The organism is Lolliginicoccus lacisalsi, assembly GCF_014841105.1.
In the GTDB taxonomy this organism is placed as follows: Bacteria; Actinomycetota; Actinomycetes; order Mycobacteriales; family Mycobacteriaceae; genus Lolliginicoccus; species Lolliginicoccus lacisalsi.
The window spans coordinates 264,852-288,538 of sequence record NZ_JACYWE010000004.1; the positions used below are offsets into that span (position 1 = coordinate 264,852).

The following is a 23,687-nucleotide window of genomic DNA, read 5'->3' on the forward strand; positions in this document are numbered from 1 at the left end:
CCCCGCTTGTGTCCACCCTGAGCGCGCTGCTCGCCGAGCACACCGATCTGCCGGGCGAGGCCGTGAACCATCTGCAGCGCCTGGTGGGCGAGTGGCAGTTGATCGCGGACCTGGCATTCTCGGACTTCCTGATGTGGGTCGCCACCGGGGACCTCGAGGACGATGACGGCGCCGACGACCTGGCCGGGGCCCGCGCGGTGTGCGTGGCGCAATGCCGGCCAACGACGGCGCCGACGGTGTATCCGCGGGATCTCGTGAGCAGTGGCGTCGAGTGGGAGGATCACCCGGAGCTCGTGGCGGCCATGCTGCGGGGGGAGATCCTGCGGGAGGATACGCCCCGCTGGCATGAGGGCACGCCGCTGGCGCGCGAGGCCATCCCGGTGCGCTCTGGCGGTCAGATCATCGCTGTGCTCACGCGGGATTCCTCGCTGGCGCAGCTGCGGGTGCCGAGCGCCCTGGAGATGGCCTACATCGCGTGCGCGGGCGACTTGTGCCAGATGATCTGCGATGGCAGCTTCCCGCTCCGCGAGGATCTCGCGGGCATCCAGTCGAGCCCGCGGGCGGGGGATGGGCTCATCCGGATCGGGGTCGATGGCGTCGCGGAGTACGCGAGCCCTAACGCTTTGTCTGCGTATCACCGGATGGGTCTGAGCACGGAGATTTCGGGCCATGATCTCGTGGCGCTGACGCGGCCGCTGATCTCGGATCCGTTCGATGCGCAGGAGTTCGCGGTGCGGGGCAAGGCCGTGACGGCGCGGGAGTCGAGCATGCGGATGGAGATCGATGCGCGCGGGGCGACGGTGCTGTTCCGCGCGCTGCCGCTATACCCGCATGGTGTCGCGGGCGGCGCGCTCGTGCTGGTGCGCGACATCACCGAGGTCAAGCGGCGCGATCGGGCGCTGCTGTCGAAGGATGCGACGATCCGCGAGATCCATCATCGGGTGAAGAACAACCTGCAAACGGTGGCAGCCTTGCTGCGCCTTCAGGTGCGGCGGACGACGAACGAGGAGGCGCGCCAGGCGCTCGCGGAGTCGGTGCGCCGGGTGAGCTCCATCGCGCTGGTCCATGACACGTTGTCGATGTCGGTGGACGAGCAGGTGAACCTCGATGATGTCATCGATCGCTTGGTCCCGATGATGGTGGATGTGGCGACGATCGGGAAGCCCATCGACGTGCGGCGCGAGGGCAGCCTCGGGGTGATGCCCGCGGACAAGGCGACGCCGCTGGTGATGGTGCTGACCGAGCTCGTTCAGAACGCGATCGAGCATGCGTTCAACATGGGCGCGACGGCGGACCTGCACTACGCCGCGATGACCGAGACGGACGATTCCCGCGGCGAGATAGTGCTGCGCGCGGAGCGGTCCGCCCGCTCGCTCGACGTGGTGATCCACGACAACGGCAACGGGCTTCCCGATGGCTTCAGCCTGGAGAAGTCCGACCGGCTGGGCCTGCAGATCGTGCGGACTCTGGTCGCGGCCGAGCTCGGAGGCTCGCTGACCCTGCAGGAGAGCGCGGATGGTGGCACGGATGCATTGCTGCGCGTGCCGCTGGGGCGGCGGCGATAGATCATGCGAGGAGGACGGTTCACGCGGGGGGCGAGCGGCCCCGGGCATGAGCAAGCCCGGGGCCACGAATGGTCCCCGGGCTTGATGCTCGGCGCGGCAGGTCCCCGTCCTGGGGCGGCTCCCGCCAGTGTTGTGCTAGACCGTGCTGCGTGCGCGGGTGCGAGCCTTGCGACGCTTGAGCGCGCGGCGCTCGTCCTCGCTCATGCCGCCCCAGACGCCCGCGTCCTGTCCGGATTCCAGCGCCCACGAGAGGCATTCCGGGGGGACGGGGCATCGATTGCACACGATCTTGGCCTGCGCGATCTGTGCCAGCGCCGGACCGCTGTTCCCCACGGGGAAGAACAGTTCGGGATCCTCGTCGCGACAGACCGCCCTATGGCGCCAGTCCATAATCGGTACTCCTCACTGGGTGTGCCGCGCACGAGGGGCCAGGGTGCGTCACACCATAGTTGTTAGCAATTTATCCACGCGTAGCCAAAGTGTTTCCGCGCTGTTAACTAAGAATCGTGTCACGATCCCTGTGGAAGTCAATAGGTTTCCGCAGGGCGTAACCTAAGTCACTGCGCTGGACCCGCGTGCGCGTCTTCGTAGCGCTAGCGCGTACGGGAGAGTGATGCTGCTCACTCCAATAGTTCTACGCTCGGAGACTCCAGTGTGCGGCAATTCGGGCAGATTCGCTACCGATGAGGAGCGCGCGGACACTTCTGTGTCCAGAATCACACGCGAGAATTCTCCGGCGCGATCACGTCGAGCATGTCGGGCACCGCGTGGAATGCAACATCCTCCCGCATGCCGATATAGTCCCCGTCCACCTGCAGGCCTATCGGCCGCGAAGCCCGGACCCGTACGCTGGGCACATCGTCGACCCGTAGCAGATGGCGATGCGAGGGCCCCGCGCTGTCGAACACGATCTGCCGGGCCACCCGGGCTATCGGGACGACGCCTGCCGAGCGCATCGCGAAGACTCCCAGCCCATTATCGAAACTGACACCGGGATTTGTCAGCACGGGCCGATCATCGATGAAGGTCCATGGGCTCGCGTTGGAGACGAATGCGAAATACATGCCGTCATGGACCACTCCATCGGGTAGCTCCACCGACAGGGCCGGGGGCAGCCGCCGTTCCCGCAGGAATGCCCGCACCGCGGCCCGCATGTATCGGCCTGGTGTCGCGGCGTGCCCCGCCGCTCGCTTCTTCTCCACCGCGCGCACCGCATGAGCATCGAGCCCCAGGCCAGCATTGAACAGGAACCAGCGACCCTCGCAATGCGCGAGGCCGATCCGGCGATGCTGCCGGCGCGCGGTCAGGTCCAGGATCTGGTTGGCAGCATCGAGCGGGTCCGGCGCGATTCCCAGCGACCGCGCGAACACGTTCGCGGACCCTCCCGGGATCACCGCGACCGACGGCACAGCCCCCATCGGTAGCGAGGTCAGCAGCCCCTCGCGCGGTGGCTCGAGGATGCCGTTGACAACCTCGTTGACGGTGCCATCGCCGCCATGAACGATGATCAGCGGATAGCCCTGCTTGGTCGCCTCGGCCGCGAGCTCGGCCGCGTGCCCGCGATGCTCGGTCTGCTTGATGCGCAGCGCCAGCTTGCTCGAGAGCGCATGACCGATGAGGTCACGTCCGGCTGACGAGGTGGTCGTCGCGTGAGGGTTCACGATCAACAAGGCGCGCACGAGGACCTAGCCTAGCGGGTGAAAGTGTCCCCAGCGCGCCGCTGCGGATCCGCGGGCCGCGCGGTCGGTGGGCTACCACCTCGCGGTGCCGCTGCCTTACCCTGGCAGGGTGCCTAGGACTGGACCCGCCATGCCCCCCGAGCCGGACGAGACCCTGCCGCTCCCGGTGCCGTGGGGAATCCGCGCCGCCGGAACCATCGTCGCCGCCCAGGGCGCGACCTGCTTGGGGCTCGGCTCCTGGTTCGCGGCCCGCGCGATCGGCGCGGGGGGCAACGAGGCGCGGTTCGGCCTCGTGCTGTCCTCCTGGTTCCTGCTGCTGGGCGCCGCGGTCCTCGCCGGCGGCATCGCGCTCGCGCTGGGCAAGCGGTGGGGGCGGGCCGTCGCGATCGTGATGCAGCTGCTCCTGCTGCCCGTGGTGTTCTCGATGATCACGACCTCGCACCAGTACGCGCTCGGGTTCGGGCTCGGTGGCGTCGTCGTGCTGACGCTGGTGCTGATGATGTCCGGGCGCTCGAGCGACTGGCTCAACGCCGACTGAGGCCCCGGCGGAGAGCGGATATCGAATCGCCAGGCAAAACGCCCGCGCCGGTCCTCGCTTCGCGCGTGTTGGTCAGGGACTATAGGACACGTGACCAGAGTTCTCGCAATCGCCAATCAAAAAGGTGGCGTCGCCAAGACCACCACAGTGGCATCGCTGGGGGCTGCCCTCGCCTCGATGCAGCAACGCGTGCTGATCGTCGATCTCGACCCGCAGGCGTGCTTGACCTTCTCGCTCGGTCACGACCCCGACAACATCGACGCGTCGGTGCATGACGTGCTCGTTGGCTCGCAGAAGGTCAGCAACGTGGTCCTCGAGACCAGCGACGGGATGACCCTGCTGCCGTCCACCATCGACCTCGCCGGCGCCGAGGCCATGCTGCTCATGCGCCCCGGCCGCGAGTTCACGCTCCGCCGCGCCCTCGACACCGTCGCCCCCGAGTTCGACATCATGCTCATCGACTGCCCGCCGTCGCTCGGCGTGCTCACGCTCAATGGCCTCACCGCCGCGGACTCGGTGATCGTGCCGCTGCAGTGCGAGACGCTCGCGCACCGAGGGGTGGGGCAGTTGCTGCGCACGGTGTCGGAGGTGCAGCAGATCACCAACCCTGACCTGTCGCTGCTCGGCGCCCTGCCGACGCTGTATGACGCGCGCACCACCCACAGCCGCGATGTGCTCGCGGATGTGTCCGACCGGTACGGCCTGCCCGTCCTCGCGCCACCGATCCCGCGCACCGTGAAGTTCGCCGAGGCCAGCGCGTCCGGTGCTTCCATCCTCGCGGCCCGGCGCAACAAGGGCGCCGATGCCTACCGCGCGCTCGCGCGCCAACTGCTCGATCACTGGCAGCAAGGCACCCCGCTCGCGACGTTCGACCCGTACGCCAAGGTCTCCTGATCAGCAGCGGCCGCTAGGAGCCCGGGGCCAGCGCGACCAGGGTCTCCCCGCGCTGCTCGATGACCACCTCGCCCGACACGGCGAGATTCACGGAGCCCGGCACCTGCTCGCGGTCCACCGCGAGGACTCGGGCTGGCTCGCCGGTGCGCACATCCACGACGGCGATGCCGGACGGGACGGGCACGAGCAACCTGCCCGCCATCATCGCGGGCTGCCCCAGGGACCCCGGGAAGGTCCAGAGCGGTCGCTGATCGTTTGGTGACAGTGCTAGCAGCCCTGCCCCGGTATCCCAGACCGTGATCCCGGAGTTGCCATCGATCACCGCGGGCAACGCTGCGCCAGCGTGCTCGCCCGAGGTGTCCTCCACGTGCTCGGGCGCTACACCAGGGGGAAGCTCGTGCCGCGCGCGCGGATTGCCCCGCCCGTCGAACATCGCGATCGTGGGGCGGTCACCGGGCACCACGATGACGGTCGTCTGCGGCGAGGCCGAGACGATGCGCGCGCCGTCCACCCCTGGCACCTCGCCGAGGGTCGCATCGGTGCGGGTCAGCAGTGAATCACCGAACTCCTCGGGCTGCCGGAACGTCTCGGGATCGCTGGCCAGCATGACGAGTCGCTCGCCCACGTCGTCCGGGCACTTGACGATCATCGGGATACGGCTCCGCGTGATGGTGGCATCGCGGATCTCGCAATCCTGGCGCGGCTGCGATCCCGGCTCGATCGGTGCGCTCACCCGGCCGAACTCCAGCGTTCGCACGAGATCAGAGCGCCAGGCCTCGAGGCGGGTCGGGCCGAAGGAGACGAAGCGGGATCCGTCGGACTCGAGGGTCACCGAGTCATCAGCCTCGCTGGTGCGCTGCGCGCCCCGGTCGCCCGTGGCTGGATCGAGCGAGGCGACCTCGCTGCACCCGCGTGGCCCGCGGAACACCACGATCACCTTGTTCCACGTCGTGGTCGCCGCGCAGACGGGCTCCGCGCGCCGGTAGGACCATGCCTGCTCGCCACTGCGTGCATCGAGCCCGCTGGCCTCGTGGGCGCGCACCGAGAGGACAGCGCCCCGCGCGACCAGCGGCATCGTCGTGCCAGGGCTGCGCGCGCGCCAGGCCTCGGCGAGCGCCCCGGGAACCGTGGTGGCCGACGTGGCCTCGGGAATCGGTTCCGCAGCAGTGACGAGCGAAGCGTGGCGGGCCGGGCTCGACCACCACACCCCTAGCGCAGCGACGGCGAGGACCGCGACCAGGAGGGCCGCCACCGCGATATCAGCGCGGTGGCGGCGTTCGGGCGCGATCATGGCACCTAGCTGCTCGCGGGGCCCGAGCTGGAGGCCGAGCTGGAGCTCGAGGAGGCCACGGATTGTGCCTCGCCCGCGGGCTTGCGGCGGCGGCGACGGCGACGGGGGGCACCTGGGCCTTGCTCTCCCGCGCTTCCCTCCTCGCCGCTTCCTGGCGCGCCGCCCTTGCCCGGGCCGCTACCGCCGGGCGCGGATCCGGTGTCGGCGCTTGCTCCGCCGCTAGCGGACTGCCCGGAGCCGCCCTGCTGGCCGCCCCGGGTGCGGCGGCGCTTGCGGTTACCCTCGGCCTTGCGGGGTGGCCGTGACGCTTCCGCGGCACGAGGCTGCTCGGCGTTGTTGCCCGCGCTCGCGCGGGGAGGGATGGACACCCGGCCCGTGACGTCCTTGGGGATATCGAGATCGGAGTACAGGTGATCCGACGTCGAGTAGGTCTCCACGGGGTCGGGCTTGCCCAGGTCCAGCGCGGTATTGATGGCCTTCCACCGCGCCGTGTCCTCCCAGTCGACCAGCGTGATCGCGATGCCCGTGCGGCCAGCGCGGCCAGTGCGGCCCACGCGGTGCACGAAGGTGTTCTCGTCATCGGGGCAATGCAGGTTGATGACGTGCGTGACGTCGTCGATGTCGATGCCCCGGGCCGCGACGTCGGTGGCGACGAGGATGTCTACCTTGCCGGTGCGGAACGCCTTGAGCGCCTTCTCGCGCGCGATCTGGCCCAGGTCGCCGTGGATGGACCGCACGGAGAAGCCGCGCTCCTCGAGATCCTTGCTGAGCTGGTCCGCCTGCCGCTTGGTGCGGGTGAAGATCATCGTGGCGCCGCGGTCCCGCGCCTGCAGCACGCGCGAGACCAGCTCGAGCTTGTCGAGGGCGTGCGCTCGGTAGACGAACTGCGCGGTGCGGGCATGCACGGCCGGGGAGTCATGCTCCTCCGCCCGCACGTGGGTGGGGCGGCGGAGGAACGTGCGGGCGAGGGTGATGATCGGACCCGGCATGGTGGCCGAGAACAGCATGGTCTGGCGGTGCTCGGGAACCCGGCTCAGCAGCTTCTCGATGTCGCGGAGGAACCCGAGGTCGAGCATCTCGTCGGCCTCGTCGAGAACGGCCACCGCGACCCGGTCGAGCTTGAGGTGCTTCTGCGAGCAGAGGTCGAGCAGGCGGCCCGGGGTGCCCACGATGACGTCCACGCCCTCGTTGAGCGCCGAGATCTGCTCCTCGTAGGGGCGGCCGCCGTAGATAGCCTGCACGCGCAGCATGCGGGGCGCGTCCGCCGAGCCGACCGGGATAGCCTGCGAGACGCCAGTGAGGTCCTTGGTGACCTGCAGGCACAGCTCGCGAGTGGGCACCACGACCAGGGCCCGCGGAGTGCCATCGAGGTCATCGCCGGTGGAGATGCGGTGGAGCAGCGGGACGCCGAAGCCGAAGGTCTTGCCCATTCCGGTCCGGGCCTGGCCGATGAGGTCATCGCCGGCCATGGCGAGCGGGAGCGTCAGCTCCTGGATGGCGAAGGTGCGCTCGATGCCGAGCTTCTGCAGCGCGGCGACGATCTCGGGCCGCACGCCCAGCTCGGCGAAGCTAGGTGATTCGTGGGGTGCTGTCAGCTCGTCCGCGTCGGCGACGACGGTCTTGCTGGCGTCCTGCGTCGTGTCGGATTCGCTGTCATGAGTGAAGGTGCTCAGGATGTCCCTTTCGTTCGGGCTGCTCCCGGGCTAGCAGGCACAGGGAGCAGCATCCGGGCTATGCGGGCGCGCAGGGGCACGCCATGCAGGTTCGAGCGCGATGACTCGCATGCATCCGGTCGCAGGGCATCCCAGGCCGCGCGGAGCCATGCACCGGGCAGGCGGCCTGGCGACTCGACATCGCGACCGGGACGCGCGCTATGAGGATGCGCGCGCATCGTGTCCCCCCTATGGTAACCGCCACAAGGCCCAGTGCTGCCCCGTAGCGGTTCCCTGGGCCATGGCGTGGTACCCCGGCTGCCGGGGTGGGCCCGGCGAGGAGCAGGTTTCGCTACTAGCGCAGCCGGGCACCGGTGCCGCGGGCGCTGCGTTCGCTAGCCTTGCTGGAGTAGGGATGCCGGTCCCGGGCCCGACCATCGCGCGGGCCGCCGGTGTCGTTGAAGGCGTGACCGGCCATGCGGGCCGGGACGGATCGGAGGACAGCGTGGAGGTCAAGATCGGCATCGCCGACAGCAACCGGGAGCTCGTGATCAACAGCACCCAATCGGTCGAGGACGTGGAGAAGCAGGCGCGCTCGGCGTTCGAGTCCGGCAACCCGACGACCCTGGAGCTGACCGACGAGAAGGGGCGCAAGTACCTCGTGCCCTCGGACAAGGTCGCTTACGTGGAGATCGGTCCCGCCGATCCGCGCAAGGTCGGCTTCGCGGCGCTCTGACCGGTCGCCACGGCGCGAAGCGCGGAGCCGCGTGGCGGTGGGCCTGGTGGCGGTGCGCGTGGCGGTGGGCCTGGTAACGGCCTCGTAGCGGCAGAAGCACCGGAAACAGCCAAACGCGATAGAAGCTGCACCGTTTTCCCGGCAGTTTCTATCGCGTTTGCTGTGTGGTGATGAGGCACGGTGGCCTGTCGACTGCCTATTCGGGCACTGTCATTCCCTGGCCGAGCGGCTCGGGAAGCGCGGTGCCCGCTCGCTGGTAGGGGACGTGCGAGAGCCCGCCCCAGGCCAGGGCGACGGTCGTCTCGACCGCGTCGGACTTGCTGATCGGGCGGCGGGCCTCGAGCCAATAGCGTGCATTGACCTGGCTGATGCCCACGAGCCCCACCGCGAGCATGCGTGCCCGGTAGGGGTCGAGCCCTGAATCGTGGCTCACGCGATCGAACACAGCATCGATGCACGCCTCGGTGGCTTCCTCCACCCGCGCCTGCACCGCCGGATCGCCCAGCGCGTCCGATTCGAAGATGAGCCGGTATCCCTGCGTGTCGTTGTCGACGAAGTCGAAGAAGGCTTGGATCGCCGCGCGGAGCCGCCGCCGGTTGTCGGTCGGTGAGCGCAAGGCCTGCCGGACGCTTGCCACCAGGTTGTCCACGTGCGAGTGGAGGACGGCGAGATAGAGCTCGAGCTTGCTCGGGAAATGCTGGTACAGCACCGGCTTGCTCACCCCGGCGCGCTCAGCGATGTCATCCATCCCCGTCGCGTGGTAGCCCTGCCCGGCGAAGACCTCGCTCGCGGTGGCCAGCAATTGCGCGCGCCGGGCGCCCCTGGGCAGACGGCCACTGCGACGTGGCAGAGCCCCTCCGGACGCGGGTGGCTTGCCTCGCGCGGCAATCGGGCTGGGTGCTCCAGGCGAACGATCCGCAGCCCGGGTCACGTCCTTCACAGTGCGTCCCACCACCTTCCTGGTTGCACCGGCCACGCTGCATCGCGATCATTGCTCACGGGCATCGGCGCCTGCGGCCTTGCTGGTAACACGACACTACCTTGCCGGTCGGGGAGCGGAACCCGGCGCGGAGACGCGGCCGGTCTGCTGCAAAGCCGAACAGTGCCTGCTGGTTTACCCTGGACTGGTGGTGGAGCGTTGTCCCGGCGCGGCCCGGGACGACGGGCCGCCGGGCACCAGCAAGCGGAAACGAGGAGAGACTGTGACGGGATCGGCGAGCGATCGCATCACGAGGGGGACAGAGAGCGCAATCATGAGGACCCGCAGGACGCGACAGCGCCAGGCTCGGCGCGGGCCAGCCCGGCACGCCACCGCTGCGACGTCGCGGCGGTTCCGGGGTACAGGATGGCGGATCGCCGCGGCGCCGTTGCTGGTCCTCGCGCTCGTGGTGACCGTGCTGCATCCGCTAGCGCGCACTGGCACGGACGTGGGCGAGGTCGAGGCCCGCCTCTCCGAGTCCGCGCACGGCTCGATCCCGTTGCTCGATGGCGGGGTGCACGGCACCCGGGAGGGTCACGCGGAGCTCGACGCGCCGCCCTCTCCCAACGGTGGCTTTCCCGTCGACTTGCCCACCGGGCACCTTCCCGACGGAGGCGCCTACACCACCGACGGTTCCGGCCAATGGCGGATCGTTCCGGGCGGCACGGAGCCGATCGGGGCGCCCGGCGCGCGCGTGTTCCGCTACACCGTCGAGATCGAGGAAGGTGTGGATGCCACGAGCTACGGCGGCGACGAGGCGTTCGCGCGAATGGTCGACGCGACACTGGCGAACCCGAAGAGCTGGACGGGCGACCCCCGGTTCGGCTTCCAGCGCATCTCCGATCCCGCGCACGGCGAGCCCGACTTCCGGGTGTCCCTCACCGCAGCGATGACGGTCCGCGAGATGTGCGGCTACACCATTCAGCTCGAGGTCTCGTGCTACAACCCCATCCCCGGCCGCGTCATCGTCAACGACGCTCGCTGGGTCCGCGGAGCCGTGCCATTCCAGGGGGACATCGGCTCCTACCGGCAGTACGTGATCAACCACGAGGTCGGGCACGCGATCGGCTGCGCTGCCCATGTGCCCTGCGATGCCGAGGGCGGGCTAGCGCACGTGATGATGCAGCAGACTCTCTCGGTCGCCAACGATGACATCGCCCAGCTCGACCCCCACGGTGATGTCCCGGCAGATGGGCTAGCCTGCCGATACAATCCATGGCCGTTCCCGCAGGCCCCGTAGGGCAGGTGCGACGATGACATCAAGCGGGGCATTGCCGCCCCTCGTGGAGCCCGGACCGCCGCTCGCGCCCGGCGAGGCGACCCGCTACAGCCGCCACCTGCTCATCCCCGGCATCGGAGCAGTGGGGCAGCGGCGGCTGCGCCGCGCCCGCGTCCTGGTGATCGGCGCGGGAGGGTTGGGCTCGCCGATCCTGATGTACCTCGCCGCGGCAGGCATCGGCACCCTCGGAGTGGTCGAGTTCGATGATGTGGAGCTCTCCAACCTTCAGCGGCAGGTCATCCACGGGGAGTCTGGCGTGGGCCGGCCCAAGGGCGCGAGCGCTCGGGAGGCGATCCGCGAGCTCAATCCCGGCGTCGAGGTGCGCTGGCACGATGTGCGGCTCGCGCCCCGCAATGCCGTCAACATCTTCCGCCAGTACGACCTCATCATCGATGGCACCGACAACTTCGCCACCCGCTACCTCGTCAGCGATGCCGCGGTGCTTGCCGGCAAGTGCTGCGTCTGGGGGGCGATCTTCCGCTTCGAGGGCCAGGCCTCGGTGTTCTGGGACGCGGCCCCGGGCGGGCAGGGCGTCACGTATCGGGACCTTTTCCCCGAGCCCCCGGCAGCGGGCACCGTGCCCTCGTGCGGCGAGGGAGGAGTGTTCGGGGTGCTCTGTGGCACCATCGGCTCGATCATGGCGACCGAAGCGATCAAGCTGATCACCGGGACCGGCGAGCCGCTGCTCGGCCGGGTGCTCGTCCATGACGCGCTCGCCATGTCCTTCCGGACGCTGCGGCTGCGGCGCAACGAGGCCGCGCCGCGCGTCACCGCGCTCGATGACTACGAGCAGCTCTGCGGCGTCCCTTCCCCTGATGTGCCTCCCGGTGCCGAGATCGCGCCAAGCGAGCTGCATGATCTTCTCGGCGCGGACGGAGGGCCCGTGCTGATCGACGTGCGCAGCGAGGGCGAATGGGCCCTGGCCCACCTGCCTGGCGCCCAGTGGATTCCGCATACCGAGTTCCTGTCGGGGGAGGCGCTCGCCCGAATCCCCGACGGCAGGGACCTGGTCCTCTACTGCAAGACCGGCGTCCGGTCCGCGGCCGCGCTCGAGGTCCTGCGCGCCCAAGGCCTCGCGACCGCGCGGCACCTCGCCGGTGGCATCGACGCCTGGGCCGAGCAGATCGACCCCACCCTGCCGCGGTACTAATTACTGGCGGTGGGAGTTTTCACGACACCACGGCCTGTCTGCGGCGCCCCGGCGCCGGGAGCAGGTAGGTTACCGACCGTGAGTCCTGCCCCGCCCCCGGAACATGTGCGCGCCACCTTTGGCCTGCGCGAGATCGAGCCCGTGTCTCTCGGAGACGATTGGGACGGCGGGTGGCGGCTCGGGGACGTGGTGCTCTCCCCGGTCGGTGACCACGCTCGCGCCGCTTGGTCGGCGAAGGTCCGCGAGACGCTGCTCGTCGATGGTGCCCGCGTCGCCAAGCCCGTTCGCGCCACCGACGGCCGCTATGTCGTCGCCGGATGGCGGGCCGAGACCTACCTCGAGGGCTCGCCCGAGCCTCGGCATGACGAGGTCGTGTCCCTCTCGGTGCGGCTCCATGCCGCCACGGCCCGCATGGAGAAGCCTCGCTTCCTCACGCAGCAGCCCGTCGCGCCCTTCTCCGACATCGACGTGTTCGTCGCGGCCGACCGCGCCGCATGGGAGCCCGTGCCGCTGCGCGACCCACGCCGCACCGGGCTGCTTGACATGGCCAAGCCCGGCGTCGACCGCAGCCTCGACCTGCTCAAGCATCTCGGGGAGCAGCGTCGCGAGGTCAACCTGCCCGGCCAGCTCGTGCATGGCGACCTCTTTGGCACCGTGCTGTTCTCCGAGACCGCCGCGCCCGGCATCACTGACATCAGCCCCTACTGGCGGCCGATGTCCTGGGCGGCCGGGGTCGTGGTCGTCGACGCTCTCTCCTGGGGCGGCGCCGACGAGGGGCTCATCGAGCGGTGGGACGGCATGAAGGAATGGCCGCAGATGCTGCTGCGTGCCCTGATGTTCCGCGTCGCGGTGCATGCCCTGCATCCGCGATCCACCGACTCCGCGCTCGTGGCTCTCGAGAGCACAGCCGAGCGCGTGCTCGAGCTCGTTCGCGAGCAAGCCAGCACCGCGCGCTAGTCCGCGGGAGCGGCGGGCCGCCCGGTTGTGTGCGCTTTTGCACCCGGAACCGGTCGCGGCAGGGTGCATTCGGTAACACTTCCGAACGCCGGCATCCGAGCCCCTGCGCCGGAGTCGCGGATCTGCGACTTTGGGGTGCCGACTGCGCGCCAGGGGCAGCCCGGCGGGGCGGCCCGGCGGGGCGGCCCGGCGGGGCGGCCCGGCGGGGCGGCCCGGCGGCAAAAGCACCGGAAACTGCCAAACGCGATAGAAGCCACCCGAGGTTTTAGGCGGCTTCTATCGCGTTTGGCGCCGCGCTGGTGCAAGTCTGCAGCAGCCCGAGGCTGGACCTAGCCGTCGAGCTGGTCGATGAGGCTGGTGAGGAATTGCTGCGCCTCGCGGCTGGCCTGATCGGGGTCGCCGTTGATGATGGCCTGGACGAGTCGCTCATGCTCGGGGTCGTAGTGGGGGGCCTCGCCGGGATGCGCATCGGCGTGGGCGTGGATGGTGGTGCTGATGATGGGCAGCAGGGAGTCGTAGAACTCGACGTAGAGGGCGTTGTGGCTGGCAGCGACGATGGCGCGGTGGAGGGCGATATCAGCCTGGACGGAGGCCTCGTGGTTGCCCTGGGCGGCGAGGTCGCGGCGCTGCTGGAGCAGGTCGCGCAGGGTGGTGATGTCGTCGGGGGTGCGGCGGCGGGCGGCGAGGGCGGCGGCGGTGACGTCGAGTGCCTGGCGCAGCTCAAGGACGTCGCGATCGGCGGCGGCGGCGAGGTGGGTGGCGAGCGCGCCGGAGACGGGGGAGTCGGATAGCACGTAGGTGCCGGAGCCCTGGCGGCGCTCGAGCAGCCCGGCGTGGACGAGGGCCTGCACGGCTTCCCGGATGGTGTTGCGGCCGGTGCCGGTCATCTCGGTGAGCTCGGGCTCGGTGGGGATGCGGGTGCCTACTGGCCACTTCCCGCTGGTGATCTCGTGGCGCAGCATGGTGGTCACTTGCGCGATGAGGCTGTTGCGTTGCACGGGCCGCACCATGTGTGCTCCTTCTTTGCTTGGGCCGGGACGCCAGCTTGGGCCGGGACGCCAGCGCGGGGATGGGACGAATCGTGTGAGCGGGGCGTGACCAACAATACTGTTGCCTCCCGCAGATAATTCATCCTATGATTCGATGAATTGTCGAGAGCGAGGTGACCAGCCCCCATGCCCCCCTATCTCCCATCGCAGGCCATCGATAGCGAGCACGCCACCGCCGCCCCAGCTCGCCCGGCAGCGCGCATGGCCTGGCGCCCCTGGCGCGGGCGCGCGCTCGTGCTGCTCGGCGTCGTCCTTGCCGCGTTCACGCTGCGCCTCGCGGTCACCTCGTTCACCCCGCTGATCGCCGACATCGGCACGGACATCGGGTTCGGGTCGGTCATGGCAGGCGTTTTCGGCATGTCAGCCCCGGCGATGTTCGCCATCGCCGGCATCACCGCGCCGCGCATCATGGGCCGCATCGAGCTCGAGCGTGTCGCGCTGCTGTCGGTCGTCCTCACCACGGCAGGCCTGGCGCTGCGCCCGTTCATGGGCTCGTCCACGACCATGCTCGCGGCCACCGTCCTGGCTCTCTACGGCATGGGCATCGGCAACATCGTGCTGCCACCCCTCGTCAAGCGCTACTTCTCCGACCGGCTCGCCCTGATCTCCACGCTGTACATCACCTTCGTGCAGCTCGGCACCGTCGTGCCCGCGGTGGTGGCGATCCCGGTGGCGGACCAGCACGGCTGGAGGGCCTCGCTCGCCATCTGGGCGTTCGTCGCGGCCGCGGCGGTCCTGCCCTGGATCGGGCTGCGCAACGCATTCAAGAGCAATGCGTACAAGAGCAACGCATTCACGAGCCACGCATCCACCACCGCCGCGCCAGCCCTGCCTGGCGATCCCGCGACCACCGCGCGCACGATGATGGTCGCGCCGAGCACCGGGCGGCCCTGGCGCTCGCCGGTCGGGTGGGGCCTCGCGGTGATGTTCGGGATGACCTCGCTGATCACCTACAGCTTCCTCACCTGGTTGCCCACCATGCTCACCGATGCGGGCATCGATCGGGTGGACGCTGGCGCCTACCTCGGGGTGTTCATCTTCTCGGGCTTGTTCGCGATCATGCTGGTCCCGGCCATCACGACCCGCATGACCAACCCGTTCCCGCTGGCGCTGGCCAGCATGACCTCCCTCGCGATCGGCATGGCCGGGCTCGCGATCGCTCCCGCCGCCTACCCGCTCGCGTGGGCGATCCTGCTCGGTCTCGGGCCGTCGACGTTCCCGATGGCACTGACTCTGATCAACCTGCGGACCCGCAGCGCGCACGCCGCGGGATCCCTGTCGGGCTTCACCCAGGGGCTCGGCTACCTGCTCGCCTGTGGCGGCCCGCTGCTCGTGGGGTTGCTCCACGATGCGACCGGTGGCTGGAACCTTGCCCTCGGGCTGCTCGCGGTCGCGATGGTGACGCTGATCACTGGAGCCCACCACGCATGCAAGCCCCGTGTGATCGAGGACACCTGGCACTAGCGGATCTTGCCTCCCTGACACGCCCGCGAAACATCGGATTAACGCTCACCGTGCACTATTTGTGCAGGTGAGGAGATCTTGACGGTGAGGTCATCGCACGCAGCACCGAGGCAACACCTGGTGCCTAGCGTGAGGTCCACGGTCCAGCAGCAGCGCTATCCCGCGCTGCGGCTGGCGACACAACACCTTCGTCGTCGAACCGCCCGGCCACCACGCCGGACGGGGTCAACGAGGCCTAGGAAAGGGATCCAGCGATGACACTAGTGAGCGAGAAGCCCACTCCGGGCGAGAGCGCATCACCGGACGCAACCATCAAGGGTGGCCAGTGGATCGATCACTGGGAGCCCGAGGACAAGTCGTTCTGGGAGAAGACAGGCAAGAAGGTCGCCAACCGCAACCTGTGGTTCTCGGTGTTCGCCGAGCATGTCGGATTCAACGTGTGGGTGCTGTTCAGCGTGCTCGTCACGCAGATGGGCAACGCCGGGTTCGCGTTCATGCAGGGCGACTCGGCCGTCAACAACCAGCTGCTGCTCGTGTCGATCCCCGTCCTCGTCGGTGCGACGCTGCGCATTCCCTCCACCTTTGCTGTGACGATCTTCGGCGGTCGAGGGTTCACCACGTTCAGCGCAGCGATGCTGCTGATCCCGACCTTCGGCCTCGCGATCGCGTTCACCCAGCCGACCACGCCGATGTGGGTCTTCCTGGTGCTCGCTGGCCTCGCTGGCTTTGGCGGTGGCAACTTCTCCTCGTCGATGGCCAACATCTCCTTCTTCTTCCCCGAGGGCAAGAAGGGCGCCGCGCTCGGACTCAACGCCGCCGGTGGCAACCTCGGCGTCGCCGTCACGCAGCTCGCGGTCCCGCTCGTCGTTGCGCTGGGCCTGCTCCTCACGGCCAGCGACCCCGCGGGCTACCGGTTCGCCCTCATGCTCGCGTCGCTGTTCTGGGTACCGTTCATCGCCGCTGCCGCGATCGGTGCATGGTTCGGCATGAACAGCATCCGCAGCGCCAAGCCGGACGGTGTTTCCTACCAGCTCGCCATGACGAACAAGCACACCTGGATCATGTCGTTCCTGTACGTCGGCACCTTCGGATCCTTCATCGGGTTCTCGTTCGCCTTCCCCACCTTGATCAACGCGAGCTTCCCCGAGCTCCGCAATGTGGGCCTGATGGTGGCGCTCGGCAATCTTGCGTTCCTCGGCGCGCTGCTCGGCTCGTTCTCCCGCCCCTTCGGCGGCTGGCTCGCTGACCGCGTCGGCAGTGGTGCTCGCCTGACAGCCCTCGTGTTCGTCGGATTGTCGGTCGGCGTCGCAGCGATCATGGCGTCGCTCGCCATCGGTAGCTTCGCCCTGTACCTCGCGTCGTTCATCGTTCTTTTCATCATCACCGGAATCGGCAACGGCTCGGCCTATCGCATGATTCCGACGATCTTCGCCGCTAGCGCCCGCTCCCGCGCCGCGGAGACGGGGCAACCGCTCGACGAAGCGATCGCCTCCGGCAAGCGCCAGGCCGCCGCCGCGATCGGTGTCATCGGCTCGATCGGCGCGTTCGGCGGATTCATCCTGCAGCAGGCGCTGCGGCTGTCGAACGTCCACCTCGGCACCATGGAGCCCGCGTTCTGGGCGTACGCCGGCGTGTTCCTGGTCATGGCCGCCGTCACGTGGTGGTTCTACCTGCGCTCGAGCTTCGCTATGCAACGCGTCCCCAACCTGGCCTACGCGAACGTGTAGGTCCCACCTGATCCGCTTGCTGCCAGCATCGCCGAAGCGCGGTGCTGGCAGCGGCATTCGGAGGTATTCGCTGCGATGTCCATCACATCACGCAACCTGGTCGCGACCAGCTCGCACTGCCCCTACTGCGGGCTGCAGTGCGCGATGACGATCACCGCGGACAGCGCAGCGGCAACTCCTGGGGACAGTGCCCGCTCGGCCACCGTGGAGGGCCGCGCGTTCCCCACCAATCGTGGCGGGCTCTGCCAGAAGGGCTGGACCAGCGCGGAACTGCTGCGCGCCCCCGACCGCATCGTCACCCCGCTGGTGCGCCGTGGCGACGAGTTCGTCGAGACAGGCTGGGACGAGGCCCTCGACCTGATCGCTGGCAAGATCCGCGCGATCCAGCAGCAGCACGGCAACGATGCCATCGGGGTGTTCGGTGGTGGCGGGCTCACCAACGAGAAGGCCTACATCCTCGGCAAGTTCGCCCGGGTGGCGCTGCGCACCTCCAACATCGACTACAACGGCCGCTGGTGCATGTCGTCGGCGGCCGCGGCCGGTATCCGGTCCTTCGGCGTGGACCGGGGCCTGCCTTTCCCGGTCAGCGATCTGACCCGGGCGCGGGCGATCATGATCTACGGCGGCAACGTCGCCGAGACCATGCCCCCGTTCGTGGGCCACCTCGCCACTGCCGCGGACGCTGGCGGCCTCATCGTCGTCGATCCGCGCCGCACTGCCACCGCGGCCCGCGCCGAGGACGGCGGCGGGCTGCACCTGCAGATCAAGCCCGGCACCGATATGGCGCTCGCGCTCGGCCTCGCGCACATCGCGATCACCGAGGGGCTGATCGACCGCGACTACCTCGACGCCCGCACGGAGGGCTACGACGAGTACTGGCCGGAGGTGGCGCAATGGCTGCCCGAGCGCACCGAGCGCATCACGGGCGTGCCGGTGTCGCACATGCGTCGCGCGGTCCGGATCCTCGCCGCTTCCCAACGGGACGACACGGGTTCCTACATCCTGACCGCGCGCGGTGCCGAGCAGCATGCCGACGGCACGGATACCGTCTCCGCGATCATCGGGCTCGCGATGGTCCTCGGCCTGCCTGGCAACCGGGGGAGCGGCTACGGCTGCATCACCGGCCAGGGCAACGGCCAGGGCGGTCGCGAGCACGGGCAGAAGGCTGACCAGCTCCCCGGATACCGCAAGATCACCGATCCCGCGGCCCGTGCCCATGTCGCGGCCGTGTGGGGCATCGACGCCGATGAGCTGCCCGGGCCAGGCAAGAGCGCCTACGAGCTGCTCGACAGCCTCGGCCAGCCCGGTGGCGTCCACGCGCTTCTCGTGCATGGCTCCAACATCGCGCTCTCTGCTCCCCGCGCCGGTCACATCGGCGAGCGGCTCGAGGCACTCGATCTGCTCGTGGTGTGCGACTTCGTGATGTCGGAGACCGCGGCGATGGCCGATGTGATCCTGCCGGTGCTGCAATGGGCCGAGGAGGAAGGGACCCTGACGAGCCTGGAGGGGCGCGTGATCCGGCGCCGGACCGCAGTGGTTCCCCCGGAGGGCGCGCGGGGCGAGCTCGTGATCTGGCGGGGGCTGGCCGAGCGACTGGGGCAGCCCGCCGAGCGCTTCCCCGTAGCGCCGCGCGCCGTGTTCGATGAGCTGCGCCGCGCCTCGGCCGGGGGCATCGCGGACTACAGCGGTGTCACCTACGAGCGCCTCGATGCGGGCGAGGCACTGCACTGGCCCTGCCCGGAACAAACCGCTGGTGCGCACCCGGGCACGCCGCGGATGTTCCTCGACCGCTTCAACACTCCCACCGGGCGCGCCCGCTTCATCGCCGTGGGCTACCGGGGCCCCGCGGAATCCGTGGACGCGGCGTTCCCGCTGATCGCGATCACCGGCCGGGTGCTCGCCCAGTACCAATCCGGCGCCCAGACCAGGCGTGTTGCCGAGCTCGCCCAGGCCGCCGGGGAGATGTTCGTGCAGGCTCACCCCGATACCGCCGAGCGGTGCGGCCTGCGTAACGGCGATTTAGCACAACTGGTAAGCCGTCGTGGCACCACGCGCGCCCGGGTTCATTGTGACGAAACAATGCGCGCCGACACTGTCTTCATACCGTTCCACTATCCCGACGCGGAGCGCGCCAACCTGATCACCAATCCCGCGCTGGACCCGACCAGCCGGATGCCGGAGTTCAAGGTCAGCGCGATCCGATTGGAGAACGCGACATGATCAGCCAGCACGCTACCGGCGAGCGCGACATCGTCATCGTCGGCAACGGCATGGCCGGTGCCCGCATGGCGGAGGAGCTGCGCCAGCGCCAGCCCGACCCGCGCCAGCTCACCATTACTGTCATCGGTGACGAGCCGTGCCCTGCCTACAACCGCATCCTGCTCTCCACGGTCCTCGCCGGGGGCCTCACCGCGCGGGAGACCCGCCTCAAGCCAGACGCCTGGTACGAGCGCAATGCCATCACCGTCCGGACCGGAGTGCTCGCGGAGAAGATCGATCGCGATGCGCGGCGGGTGTACCTCAACGACGGCTCCATCGTCGAGTACGACGACCTCGTGCTCGCCACCGGAAGCCGGTCATTCATCCCACCGATGGAGGGCATCCGCACCAGTGACGGTGCCCTCGCCCGCGGGGTGCGGGCGTTCCGCACCGTCGAGGACTGCGACGCCATCCTCGCCGCGACAACTCCCGGGGCGCGCATCACGGTGCTCGGTGGCGGCCTGCTCGGCCTCGAGGCCGCCCGCGGCGCCCTCGGTCGCGGCGCGGAGGTCACGGTGGTGCACCCGGCGAGCCACCCGATGGAACGACAGCTCGACGAGGACGGCGGTGCCGTGCTCGCGCGCGTCCTCGAGGACATGGGCATGCGCCTCGTGCTCGGGCAGCGCGCCCAATCGCTCATCCACGACGAGGACGGCGCCCTGACGGGACTGCTGCTCGAGGACGGCACAGAGCTTGCCACCGATCTGGTGGTGCTCTCCGCCGGCATCCGGCCCTGCACCGAGCTCGCCGAGCAGTGCGGCCTCGACATCGACCGCGGGGTGATCGTCGACGATCATCTCCGTACCTCCGATGAGCGCATCCGTGCCATCGGCGAGTGCGCGGAGCATCGCGGCATGGTCTATGGGCTGGTGCAACCCGCGTGGGAGCATGCCGCGGTCGTGGCTGATCACCTCACCGGCACGAACGCCACGAGCAGCTACCAGGGGACATCCCAGACAACCCGGCTCAAGGCACACGGCATCGACCTCGCCTCGATGGGGGAGGTCTACACGGAGCTGCACGATCGCGAGGCGGAGGTGCTGGCGCTGGCGGACCCGGCGCGCGGGCGCTACGCGAAAGTGATCGTGCGCGACGAGCGGCTGGTGGGGGCTGTCCTGCTGGGCAACCCCGAGGTCACCGGCATGCTTGCCCAGTACTTCGACACCGGCATGGCCGTGCCCGCGGACCGGATGGCTCTGCTGCTCGGCCGTGGGGCAGCAGGAATAGCGGAGGCTGCCAGCCCGGCGAACATGCCAGGCTCCGCCGTGGTGTGCAAGTGCAACTCCGTCACCAAGTCCCAGATCACCGCTGCCTTCCGCGAGGGGGCCCGCGATACGAGGGCCGTGGCATCGGTGACGCGCGCCACCACCGGCTGCGGGGGCTGCACCAGCGCGGTGGACGGCCTGTGCGGATGGCTTAAAAAGGGCGACCCGGACGCGAAACACGCACGCAACGAAGCGTCCATACCTTTGGAACATCAGCACGAAGAAGGAGCGGCATGATGCAGAAGAACATCGTTGTCGTCGGCCACGGAATGGTCGGCCACCGATTCATCGAAGCGCTCCGGGCACGCGATGAGCAGGGCGAGTGGAAGATCACGGTCCTCTGCGAGGAGCCCGTGGCAGCCTACGACCGAGTAGCCCTCTCGTCCTACGTCAGCACGTGGGACCACAAGGAACTCGCTCTCAGCGGCAACGACTACCCCGGCGACACGCACGTCGAGGTCCGGCTGGGCGAGCGCGGCGAGGCCATCGATCCCGAGGCCCGTACCGTCACGACCACCCGCGGCGACGTCATCCACTATGACAAGCTTGTCCTCGCCACCGGGTCGTACGCGTTCGTCCCGCCGGTTCCGGGCAAGGACGCCGAGCGCTGCTTCGTGTACCGCACCCTCGAGGACCTCGACAAGATCCGCGCCGCGGCGGAAGCCTCGCCCGCCGGTGCTGTCGGTGTCGTCGTCGGAGGCGGGCTCCTCGGCCTCGAGGCCGCCAACGCACTCAAGCTCATGGGGCTTACCCCTCACGTCGTGGAGCTCGCGCCCCGGCTCATGCCCCTGCAGGTCGACGAGGGCGGCGGCGCCCAGCTCAAGAGCCTCGTCTCCGACCTCGGGCTGACCATCCACACGGGCGTCTCCACCGCTGCGATCATCGAGCAGCAGGACGGCACTCTCGCCGTCGAGCTCTCGGACGGCTCGGTCATCGACGCCTCCCTGCTCGTGTTCTCCGCCGGCGTGCGGCCCCGCGACGAGCTCGCCCGCACCTCCGGCATCGACGTCGGCGAGCGCGGCGGCATCATCACCGACCTTTCCTGCCGCACCTCCAGCGAGGACATCTACGCCATCGGCGAGGTCGCCGCCATAGAGGGCCGCTGCTACGGCCTCGTCGGGCCCGGCTACGCCACCGCCGAGGTGGTCGCGGACCGGCTGCTCGGCGGCACGGCCGAATTCCCCGGCGCGGACCTGTCCACCAAGCTCAAGCTGCTCGGCGTGGACGTCGCGAGCTTCGGCGATGCCTTCGCCACCACGCCGGGCGCGCTCGAGGTCGTCCTTAGCAACCCCGCGGCCGGGACCTACGCGAAGATCGTCCTCTCCGACGACGCGAAGACCCTCCTCGGCGGAATCCTCGTTGGCGACGCCAGCGCGTACGCCACCCTGCGCCCGATGGTGGGCCGCGAGCTGCCCGGCGACCCTGCCGCCCTCATCGCGCCCGCCGGTGGTGGCTCCGCCGAGATCGGCACCGCGGCCCTGCCCGACGACGCCCAGATCTGCTCCTGCAACGCCGTCACCAAGGGCGACATCTGCGGAGCCATCGACAACGGCGCCTGCGACGTCGCCTCGGTGAAATCCTGTACCAAGGCCGGTGCCTCCTGCGGTGGCTGCCTCCCGCTGGTCAAGAAGCTCCTCGCCGACTCGGGCGTCGAGCTGTCCAAGGCCCTGTGCGAGCACTTCAGCCACTCGCGGCAGGAGCTCTTCCAGATCGTCCAGATGACCGGGATCCGCACGTTCTCCGAGCTCATCGCCAAGCACGGCACCGGCAAGGGCTGCGACATCTGCAAGCCCACCGTCGCCTCGATCCTCGCCTCGACCTCCAGCGAGCACATCCTCGATGGGGAGCAGGCAACGCTGCAGGACACCAACGACCACTTCCTCGCCAACCTGCAGAAGAACGGCACCTACTCCGTGGTGCCGCGCATGCCCGGTGGCGAGGTCACCCCCGACCAGCTCATCGTGATCGGCCAGATCGCCAAGGAATTCGACCTGTACGTCAAGGTCACAGGCGGCCAGCGCATCGACATGTTTGGCGCCCGCGTCGAGCAACTGCCGCGGATCTGGCAGCGCCTCGTCGATGCAGGCATGGAATCCGGCCACGCCTACGGCAAGTCCCTGCGCACCGTCAAGAGCTGCGTCGGATCCTCCTGGTGCCGCTACGGCCAGCAGGACTCCGTGAAGATGGCGGTCGACCTCGAGAAGCGCTACCGCGGACTGCGCTCCCCGCACAAGCTCAAGCTCGCCGTGTCCGGCTGCGCCCGCGAGTGCGCCGAGGCCCGCGGCAAGGACGTCGGCGTCATCGCCACCGAGCGAGGCTGGAACCTCTACGTCGGCGGCAATGGTGGCCAGACCCCCAAGCACGCGGTGCTGCTCGCCTCCGACCTCGACGACGAGACCCTCATCAAGTACATCGACCGCTACCTGATGTTCTACATCCGCACGGCCGACCGATTGCAGCGCACCGCCCCCTGGCAGGAATCCCTCGACGGCGGCATCGACTACGTGCGCCAGGTGGTGTGCGAGGACAGCCTCGGCCTCGCCGACGAGCTCGAGGCCGCCATGGAGAAGCACGTCGCCGGCTACAAGGACGAATGGGCCGGAGTCCTCGAGGACCCGGAGAAGCTGTCCCGGTTCGTCTCCTTCGTCAACGCGCCCGAGGAAGCCGACCCGACGGTCCAGTTCACCGAATCCGATGGCCGGAAGGTTCCTGTCGGCCTCGGGATGCCCGCAATGCCCGCCACCACCACAGCAGGGGTGAAGTGATGACCGCGCTCGATTTCCGCCAGCCCGTCCCCGGCGAGGACACCGCCTGGACCCGTGCCTGCGCCTACGAATTCCTCATCCCCAACAGGGGGGTCGCGGTGCTGCTGCCCGGCAACGAGCAGGTCGCGCTGTTCCGCCTCGACGACGGCACCCTCCGCGCCGTCGGCAACATCGATCCCTTCATGAACGCCGCCGTGATGTCCCGCGGCATCGTGGGCGACCGCAAGGGCACCCCGGTCGTGGCATCGCCACTGCTCAAGCAGGCATTCTCCCTCGAGACCGGAGCATGCCTCGACGACGAGTCGATGGCACTGCCCGTCTACGACGTACGCATCAGCGAGGGCATGGTGGAGGTCCGTCCAGCTGACCCGCGGTGGCGCGACGAAGTAGCGTGAGAACCGTGCCCCCATCCGCGACAACGCCCCGCCCCCTCACGAC

Annotated in this window: 19 protein-coding genes; 13 read left to right on the plus strand and 6 right to left on the minus strand. The window is 69.3% G+C overall.

Annotated elements, in window-relative coordinates:
- The first annotated feature begins 8 nt into the window (after positions 1–8).
- Positions 9–1,565: a sensor histidine kinase gene (locus HT102_RS09055; RefSeq protein ID WP_192039081.1), complete on the plus strand. Its 1,557-nt coding sequence runs from the start codon at positions 9–11 to the stop codon at positions 1,563–1,565.
- 135 nt (positions 1,566–1,700) lie between these two features.
- Here HT102_RS09055 and HT102_RS09060 read toward each other — a convergent pair whose 3' ends face one another.
- Together HT102_RS09060 and HT102_RS09065 are read right to left on the minus strand one after the other, a co-directional pair.
- Entirely contained in the window at positions 1,701–1,955 is a 255-nt protein-coding gene (locus tag HT102_RS09060; RefSeq protein WP_192039082.1) for a WhiB family transcriptional regulator, read from the minus strand.
- Positions 1,956–2,281: 326 nt separating this feature from the next.
- Positions 2,282–3,244 (minus strand): diacylglycerol/lipid kinase family protein, encoded by a 963-nt coding sequence (locus HT102_RS09065; RefSeq protein ID WP_192039083.1) that lies wholly within the window; start codon positions 3,242–3,244, stop codon positions 2,282–2,284.
- A gap of 109 nt (positions 3,245–3,353) precedes the next feature.
- Between HT102_RS09065 and HT102_RS09070 the strand changes: the two genes are divergently transcribed.
- Both HT102_RS09070 and HT102_RS09075 read left to right on the plus strand, forming a co-directional pair.
- Positions 3,354–3,782, plus strand: a complete 429-nt coding sequence (locus HT102_RS09070; RefSeq protein WP_192039084.1) for a hypothetical protein — start codon at positions 3,354–3,356, stop codon at positions 3,780–3,782.
- Positions 3,783–3,872: 90 nt separating this feature from the next.
- Complete coding sequence (locus tag HT102_RS09075; protein ID WP_192039085.1) at positions 3,873–4,676, plus strand: ParA family protein; 804 nt, start codon at positions 3,873–3,875, stop codon at positions 4,674–4,676.
- A 13-nt stretch (positions 4,677–4,689) separates the two neighbouring features.
- Here HT102_RS09075 and HT102_RS09080 read toward each other — a convergent pair whose 3' ends face one another.
- Positions 4,690–5,967 (minus strand): Rv3212 family protein, encoded by a 1,278-nt coding sequence (locus HT102_RS09080; RefSeq protein WP_192039086.1) that lies wholly within the window; start codon positions 5,965–5,967, stop codon positions 4,690–4,692.
- Positions 5,968–5,972: 5 nt separating this feature from the next.
- Positions 5,973–7,643 carry a DEAD/DEAH box helicase gene (locus HT102_RS09085; protein ID WP_192039143.1) on the minus strand — a complete coding sequence of 557 codons (1,671 nt, stop codon included), beginning with the start codon at positions 7,641–7,643 and terminating at the stop codon, positions 5,973–5,975.
- A 481-nt stretch (positions 7,644–8,124) separates the two neighbouring features.
- On the opposite strand from HT102_RS09085, the gene HT102_RS09090 reads away from it, so the two are divergent.
- The gene (locus HT102_RS09090) at positions 8,125–8,355 is read left to right on the plus strand and encodes a DUF3107 domain-containing protein (protein WP_192039144.1); all 231 of its coding nucleotides are present in this window, start codon (positions 8,125–8,127) and stop codon (positions 8,353–8,355) included.
- A gap of 196 nt (positions 8,356–8,551) precedes the next feature.
- Here HT102_RS09090 and HT102_RS09095 read toward each other — a convergent pair whose 3' ends face one another.
- Complete coding sequence (locus HT102_RS09095; RefSeq protein ID WP_192039145.1) at positions 8,552–9,244, minus strand: TetR/AcrR family transcriptional regulator; 693 nt, start codon at positions 9,242–9,244, stop codon at positions 8,552–8,554.
- Positions 9,245–9,608: 364 nt separating this feature from the next.
- Here HT102_RS09095 and HT102_RS09100 point away from each other — a divergent pair, with 364 nt between their 5' ends.
- The 3 genes from HT102_RS09100 (at position 9,609) to HT102_RS09110 (ending at position 12,720) form a co-directional block, all read left to right on the plus strand.
- Positions 9,609–10,574: a DUF3152 domain-containing protein gene (locus tag HT102_RS09100; protein WP_192039087.1), complete on the plus strand. Its 966-nt coding sequence runs from the start codon at positions 9,609–9,611 to the stop codon at positions 10,572–10,574.
- A gap of 13 nt (positions 10,575–10,587) precedes the next feature.
- A complete protein-coding gene (moeB, locus tag HT102_RS09105) occupies positions 10,588–11,763 on the plus strand; it encodes a molybdopterin-synthase adenylyltransferase MoeB (protein ID WP_192039088.1) in 1,176 nt (391 codons plus the stop codon).
- A 78-nt stretch (positions 11,764–11,841) separates the two neighbouring features.
- Complete coding sequence (locus HT102_RS09110) at positions 11,842–12,720, plus strand: TIGR02569 family protein (RefSeq protein ID WP_192039089.1); 879 nt, start codon at positions 11,842–11,844, stop codon at positions 12,718–12,720.
- Between the two features lie 329 nt (positions 12,721–13,049).
- Here HT102_RS09110 and HT102_RS09115 read toward each other — a convergent pair whose 3' ends face one another.
- Positions 13,050–13,730: a FadR/GntR family transcriptional regulator gene (locus HT102_RS09115; protein WP_192039090.1), complete on the minus strand. Its 681-nt coding sequence runs from the start codon at positions 13,728–13,730 to the stop codon at positions 13,050–13,052.
- 165 nt (positions 13,731–13,895) lie between these two features.
- Between HT102_RS09115 and HT102_RS09120 the strand changes: the two genes are divergently transcribed.
- The 6 genes from HT102_RS09120 to nirD all read left to right on the plus strand — a co-directional run bounded on the left by HT102_RS09120 (position 13,896) and on the right by nirD (position 23,644).
- Complete coding sequence (locus tag HT102_RS09120; protein ID WP_192039091.1) at positions 13,896–15,233, plus strand: MFS transporter; 1,338 nt, start codon at positions 13,896–13,898, stop codon at positions 15,231–15,233.
- Between the two features lie 254 nt (positions 15,234–15,487).
- Positions 15,488–16,960 (plus strand): NarK/NasA family nitrate transporter, encoded by a 1,473-nt coding sequence (locus HT102_RS09125; protein WP_192039092.1) that lies wholly within the window; start codon positions 15,488–15,490, stop codon positions 16,958–16,960.
- A gap of 75 nt (positions 16,961–17,035) precedes the next feature.
- The gene (locus tag HT102_RS09130; protein ID WP_192039093.1) at positions 17,036–19,180 is read left to right on the plus strand and encodes a molybdopterin oxidoreductase family protein; all 2,145 of its coding nucleotides are present in this window, start codon (positions 17,036–17,038) and stop codon (positions 19,178–19,180) included.
- On the plus strand, positions 19,177–20,721 hold the full coding sequence (locus HT102_RS09135) for an FAD-dependent oxidoreductase (protein ID WP_192039094.1): 1,545 nt from the start codon (positions 19,177–19,179) through the stop codon (positions 20,719–20,721). The genes HT102_RS09130 and HT102_RS09135 overlap by 4 nt, the downstream gene beginning before the upstream one ends.
- Positions 20,718–23,249, plus strand: coding sequence for a nitrite reductase large subunit NirB (nirB, locus tag HT102_RS09140; RefSeq protein WP_192039095.1), 2,532 nt, complete (start codon positions 20,718–20,720; stop codon positions 23,247–23,249). Before HT102_RS09135 ends, nirB begins: the two co-directional genes overlap by 4 nt.
- On the plus strand, positions 23,249–23,644 hold the full coding sequence (nirD, locus tag HT102_RS09145) for a nitrite reductase small subunit NirD (RefSeq protein WP_192039096.1): 396 nt from the start codon (positions 23,249–23,251) through the stop codon (positions 23,642–23,644). Before nirB ends, nirD begins: the two co-directional genes overlap by 1 nt.
- Positions 23,645–23,687: the final 43 nt, after the last annotated feature.